This window comes from Microbacterium sp. BF1 (assembly GCF_019279095.1).
Taxonomy (GTDB): Bacteria; Actinomycetota; Actinomycetes; order Actinomycetales; family Microbacteriaceae; genus Microbacterium; species Microbacterium maritypicum.
This window is the reverse complement of sequence record NZ_JAGYWT010000162.1, coordinates 1-5204: the sequence shown is the minus strand read 5'-3', so window position 1 is coordinate 5204 and position 5204 is coordinate 1. Positions and strand designations below refer to the sequence as shown.

6 protein-coding genes and 1 pseudogene are annotated in these 5204 nt (G+C 68.4%); 5 read left to right on the top strand and 2 right to left on the bottom strand.

The features are described 5' to 3' along the window. Together KZA10_RS07655 and lexA are read right to left on the bottom strand one after the other, a co-directional pair. Nucleotides 1–296, bottom strand: a pseudogene (locus KZA10_RS07655) (hypothetical protein); the annotation flags it as partial. A gap of 128 nt (nt 297–424) precedes the next feature. Then, on the bottom strand, nt 425–1111 hold the full coding sequence (gene lexA / locus KZA10_RS07650) for a transcriptional repressor LexA (RefSeq protein WP_017828554.1): 687 nt from the start codon (nt 1109–1111) through the stop codon (nt 425–427). A gap of 289 nt (nt 1112–1400) precedes the next feature. On the opposite strand from lexA, the gene KZA10_RS07645 reads away from it, so the two are divergent. From KZA10_RS07645 to priA, 5 genes are all read left to right on the top strand, one after another. Next, on the top strand, nt 1401–1769 hold the full coding sequence (locus tag KZA10_RS07645; RefSeq protein ID WP_017828555.1) for a LysM peptidoglycan-binding domain-containing protein: 369 nt from the start codon (nt 1401–1403) through the stop codon (nt 1767–1769). A gap of 66 nt (nt 1770–1835) precedes the next feature. Continuing rightward, on the top strand, nt 1836–2921 hold the full coding sequence (locus tag KZA10_RS07640; RefSeq protein ID WP_308289614.1) for a histidinol-phosphate transaminase: 1086 nt from the start codon (nt 1836–1838) through the stop codon (nt 2919–2921). Further along, a complete protein-coding gene (gene hisB, locus KZA10_RS07635; RefSeq protein WP_055877783.1) occupies nt 2918–3535 on the top strand; it encodes an imidazoleglycerol-phosphate dehydratase HisB in 618 nt (205 codons plus the stop codon). The genes KZA10_RS07640 and hisB overlap by 4 nt, the downstream gene beginning before the upstream one ends. After that, a complete protein-coding gene (gene hisH, locus KZA10_RS07630) occupies nt 3532–4167 on the top strand; it encodes an imidazole glycerol phosphate synthase subunit HisH (protein ID WP_055871024.1) in 636 nt (211 codons plus the stop codon). Before hisB ends, hisH begins: the two co-directional genes overlap by 4 nt. Before the next feature lie 103 nt (nt 4168–4270). Then, the gene (priA, locus tag KZA10_RS07625) at nt 4271–5017 is read left to right on the top strand and encodes a bifunctional 1-(5-phosphoribosyl)-5-((5-phosphoribosylamino)methylideneamino)imidazole-4-carboxamide isomerase/phosphoribosylanthranilate isomerase PriA (protein WP_218682560.1); all 747 of its coding nucleotides are present in this window, start codon (nt 4271–4273) and stop codon (nt 5015–5017) included. The last annotated feature ends 187 nt before the right edge of the window (nt 5018–5204 follow it).

Below are 5204 nucleotides of genomic sequence, written 5' to 3'. Positions count from 1 at the left end.
CGAGTACGGCGGAGGCGCCTGGACGGCCGATGAGCACGGCACGCTGTTCTTCGTCGACGCAGGAGACCAGCGGGTGCGCCGTACTCGTGCACGCGAGAGCGCGCGCTCCAGGGGGCGGGGAGGATCTCGGAGCCGGAAGAACTCCGCACCGTCACGCGTCCCTTCTCGGCGGGTACCGACTCACCCCACCAGATCTCCGCACCGACGAAGCGGGCTCCGTCGATGCGCGGAGAGGAGGCCGCGACGGAGGCCGCGGAGAAGGGCGAGGGCCAGGAACCGTAGGGGGACGACGACATGCTTCGAGCCTAGGCGTCGAAGGTGGACGCCCGTGCGTCAGGACGGGAGCATCGCGGTCTTGATCCGTTGCCCGACGCCACGAAGCCCCTCCCGGTACCCGGGAGGGGCTTCGTCGTGCCGTCTCGTCTCAGACCGCGCGCAGTACCGCGACGATCTTGCCGAGGATCACGGACTCATCGCCGAGGATGGGCTCGAACGCGGAGTTGCGGGGGAGCAGCCAGGTGTGGCCGTCGCGGCGACGCAGCACCTTCACGGTGGCCTCGCCGTCGAGCATCGCCGCCACGATCTCGCCGTTCTCGGCGCTGTTCTGGGAGCGGACGACGACCCAGTCGCCGTCGCAGATGGCGGCATCGATCATCGACTCGCCGGAGACCTTGAGCATGAAGAGGTCACCCTTGCCCACCAGCTGGCGGGGGAGGGGGAAGATCTCCTCGACCTGCTGGTCGGCGGTGATCGGCACGCCGGCTGCGATGCGCCCGACGAGGGGGACGAGCGCGGCGTCTCCGACCGGGGTCGCCACGTCGGCGGGGCTCTCGGTGCTGGTGCCAGGCAGATCGATGAGCACTTCCATGGCTCTCGTCTTCCCGGGGTCGCGGCGCAGATAGCCGCTGAGCTCGAGCTGTCCGAGCTGGTGGGTGACGCTGGAGAGGGACTTGAGGCCGACGGCGTCGCCGATCTCGCGCATGCTCGGCGGGTAGCCATGGTGCGCGATCGAGTTCTGGATGACCTCGAGGATCGCCATCTGCTTCGGGCTGAGGCTCTTCCGGCGGCGCGTGCGCGGTGCCTCCGACTCGGGGGCAGAGTTCTCGCTCATGGTGCTCCTTCAGTGCGTGATCCGACGTCCCTCTTCGAATGTCGGAGGCCCGTGGTGGGGTGTCCTTATCGAAACCGTATCCGAGAATCGGGCCGATCTGGAAGATCTGTTCGAGCGTGTCGGCCTAATCGTCGGCGGGGTTTCGAAGAATACTTGACAGATGTTCGAACTCGAAGATATCTTCGGTACGTAGCTTCGCATTCACGGCTCCCGGCCGAGGCGGGAATGCGAACGCTACGCCAACTTCCCCGGTCGCCTCACGGCTCCGGGACAGGCTAAGGAGCACCACATGAGCAGCATCAGCTTCAGCACCGCAGCAGTCATTCCGGCGTCGACCCGTCCTTCGACGCGACTCCGACTGACGACGCGTGGCCGCGCCGTGCTGCTGGCCTTCGCCTCCGTGCCGCTCGCGGTCGGCATCGCGTTCGCCGCACTCAGCGGTGGCAGTGCGATCGCCTCGGGTGCAGACACCGCGGCCGTCAGCGTCGAGACCGTCACGGTCATGCCCGGCGACACGCTCTGGTCGATCGCCACCGGCGTCGCCCCCGACGCCGACCCGCGCGACGTGATCGGTGAGATCAGCCGGATGAACCTGCTGCGTGGTGGCGAGCTCCAGATCGGTCAGACACTGGCCATCCCGGCCCAGTACGTGAACTGATCCTGCCGCAGCGTCGCTGCAGCAACTTTGCGTCATCGACTCGGGGCGCCGCTTAACATGGGAAGGGTGACCCTCTCCCTCAACGATCTCCCGCTACGTGATGATCTTCGCGGACTGACGCCGTACGGCGCTCCGCAGGCGCCCCTTCCGATCGCGCTCAACGTGAACGAGAACACACATCCGATCCCGGATGAAGTGGCCAGCGACATCCTCGACGACATCGCCGTGGCGATCCGCGACGTCAACCGCTACCCCGACCGGGAGTTCAGCACCCTTCGTGAGTCGTTCGCCGAGTATCTGGGGCACGGGCTCACCCCCGAGCAGATCTGGGCGGGCAACGGGTCCAACGAAGTGCTCCAGCACATCCTCCAGGCGTTCGGCGGGCCGGGGCGCACGGCGTTCGGCTTCGCACCCACGTACTCGATGTACCCGTTGATCGCCCAGGGGACCGGGGCGCGGTGGATCGCCGGCACCAGGCAGCCCGACTACACGATCACGCCGGAGGAGGCCTCCGAGCAGGTGCGGGCCGCCGACCCGGACGTGGTGATTCTCTGCTCGCCCAACAACCCCACCGGCACGCCGCTGGGGCTCGACGTCGTCGAAGCCGTCTACGACGCGGCTCGGGGCATCGTTATCGTCGACGAGGCCTACCAGGAGTTCGCTCCCCGCGACGCGGTGTCCGCATTGACGCTGCTCGAAGGGCGTCCGCGACTGGCCGTCTCGCGCACGATGAGCAAGGCGTTCGCGTTCGCGGGCGCTCGCGTCGGCTATCTCGCGGCGGATCCGGCCTTCATCGACGCGCTGCGGCTGGTGCGTCTGCCCTATCACCTGAGCGCCCTCACCCAGGCAGCGGCCATCGCGGCACTGCGCAACGCCGACGTGATGCTCGGGATGGTGGAGGAGATCGTCGAACAGCGCGACAGGATCACGGCCACCCTCGAGGCGCTCGGTTATCAGCCGCACGAGACGTGGTCGAACTTCGTGCTGTTCGGCGGAGTTGCCGACCCGAAGGCGACGTGGCAGCAGCTCTACGACCGCGGCGTGCTCGTGCGCGACGTCGGCATCCCCGGCCACCTGAGGGTGAGTGCCGGAACCGAGGCCGAGACCACCGCGTTCCTGGACGCCCTTGCCTCGATAGGATCGGCTTCATGAGCACCCCCGCACTGACCCCGCGCACAGCGAGCCGCGTGCGCAGCACGTCGGAGTCCACCGTCGAGCTCGAGCTGAATCTCGACGGCACCGGTGCGAGTCGCATCGACACGTCGGTGCCGTTCTTCGACCACATGCTCACCGCGTTCGCCAAGCACTCGCTCACCGACCTGACCGTGCGCGCGTCCGGCGACACGCACATCGACGCGCACCACACTGTCGAAGACGTCTCGATCGTGCTCGGCCAGGCGATTCTCGAGGCCCTCGGCGACAAGTCCGGCATCTCCCGCTACGGCGACGCGCTCGTTCCGCTCGACGAGGCGCTCGCTCAGGCCGTCGTCGACATCTCCGGTCGTCCCTACCTCGTGCACACGGGTGAGCCCGCGGGGTTCGAGCACCACCTCATCGGCGGGCACTTCACGGGTTCGCTCGTGCGTCACTCGTTCGAGGCCATCACGTTCAACGCGGCTCTGACGGTGCACGTGCGCGTACTCGGCGGACGCGACCCTCATCACATCGCCGAGGCGGAGTTCAAGGCGTTCGCCCGTGCGTTCCGTCAGGCCAAGGCGCTGGACCCTCTCGTGGATGGCGTCCCCTCCACGAAGGGTGCGCTGTGAGCGCAGCACCTCGCATCGCGGTGTTCGACTACGAGTCGGGCAACGTCCATTCGGCCGTCAAGGCGCTCGTGGCAGCGGGTGCGGATGCCGTGCTGACACGCGACCGCGCCACCGCTCTCGAGGCCGACGGTCTCGTCGTGCCCGGCGTCGGAGCGTTCCAGGCCGTGCGTGACGCCCTGCGCGCCCATGGTGGAGACGAGATCATCGACCGCCGTCTGGCCGGCGGTCGCCCTGTGCTCGGGATCTGCGTCGGGATGCAGGTGCTGTTCGAGCACGGCGTCGAGCGTGGCCACGACACCGAGGGCCTCGGCGAATGGCCGGGGGCCGTCACCCAGCTCAACGCACCGGTGCTTCCACACATGGGCTGGAACACGGTCGAGCCCGGTGCCGACAGCGTGCTCTTCCGAGGCATCGAGCAGGAGCGCTTCTACTTCGTGCACTCCTATGCCGCGCAGTCCTGGGAGCTCGACGTCATCCCGCCGTTCCCCGAGCCCGTCCTCACCTGGACGACTTACGGGGATCCTTTCCTCGCCGCGGTCGAGAACGGTCCGCTCTCAGCGACGCAGTTCCACCCGGAGAAGTCCGGCGAGGCCGGCATCCAGCTGCTGCGCAACTGGGTCCAGAGTCTCTGACGACGCCGGCAGGCGTCATCCGTTTTGTTCCCCGCCGTCCGGCGGACTACCCTCGGTTCTCGTGCCCGCACCGGGCCGAAGAGCTTCCCGATCCAAGGACCCCATGAACGACTTCGCGCAGTCCCCCTCGCTCACGCTCCTTCCCGCGGTCGATGTCGCCGGGGGCAAGGCCGTCCGCCTGACCCAGGGCGAGGCCGGCACCGAGACCAGCTACGGCGACCCGTTGGATGCAGCGGGGGAGTGGGCCGCGCAGGGTACGAAGTGGATCCACCTCGTCGACCTCGACGCCGCATTCGGCCGCGGCAGCAATGCGCCGATCCTGCGCAAGGTCATCAAGCAGTGCAAGGGCGTGAACATCGAGCTCTCGGGCGGTATCCGCGACGACGCGACGCTGGAGGCGGCTCTGGAGAGCGGCGCCACCCGGATCAATCTGGGCACCGCGGCGCTGGAGAACCCGGAGTGGGCTGCTGACGTGATCGGTCGTTACGGCGAGGCCATCGCGGTCGGCCTCGATGTGCGGGGCACGACTCTCGCCGCCCGCGGATGGACCAAGGAGGGCGGTGACCTCTGGGAGGTGCTCGAGCGCCTCGAGGACGCCGGCTGCAGCCGGTACGTCGTCACCGACGTCACGAAGGACGGCACGCTCCGCGGCCCGAACCTCGAACTGCTGCGTGAGGTCACCTCGCGCACCCCGAAGCCGGTCGTCGCATCCGGTGGGATCTCGAGCCTCGACGACATCGCCGCGCTCCGTGAGCTCGTGCCGCTGGGCGTCGAGGGAGCGATCGTCGGCAAGGCACTCTACGCCGGCGCGTTCACGCTGGCTGAGGCACTGGATGTCGCAGGAGACTGACGCGCACGCCTGCGGGCCCGAGTCGCACAACCACGGCGATTCGGCCGGCGTCCCCTGGGATCGTCAACGCCTTCGCCCTCTGGGTCGTCACCCTGATCCCTGCCCTGCAGGTGGTGATCACCGCCTTCCCGCCGGGCGAGACGCTGCAGCTCGTACTGACCCTGCTCGCGGTGGCCGCGATCTTCGC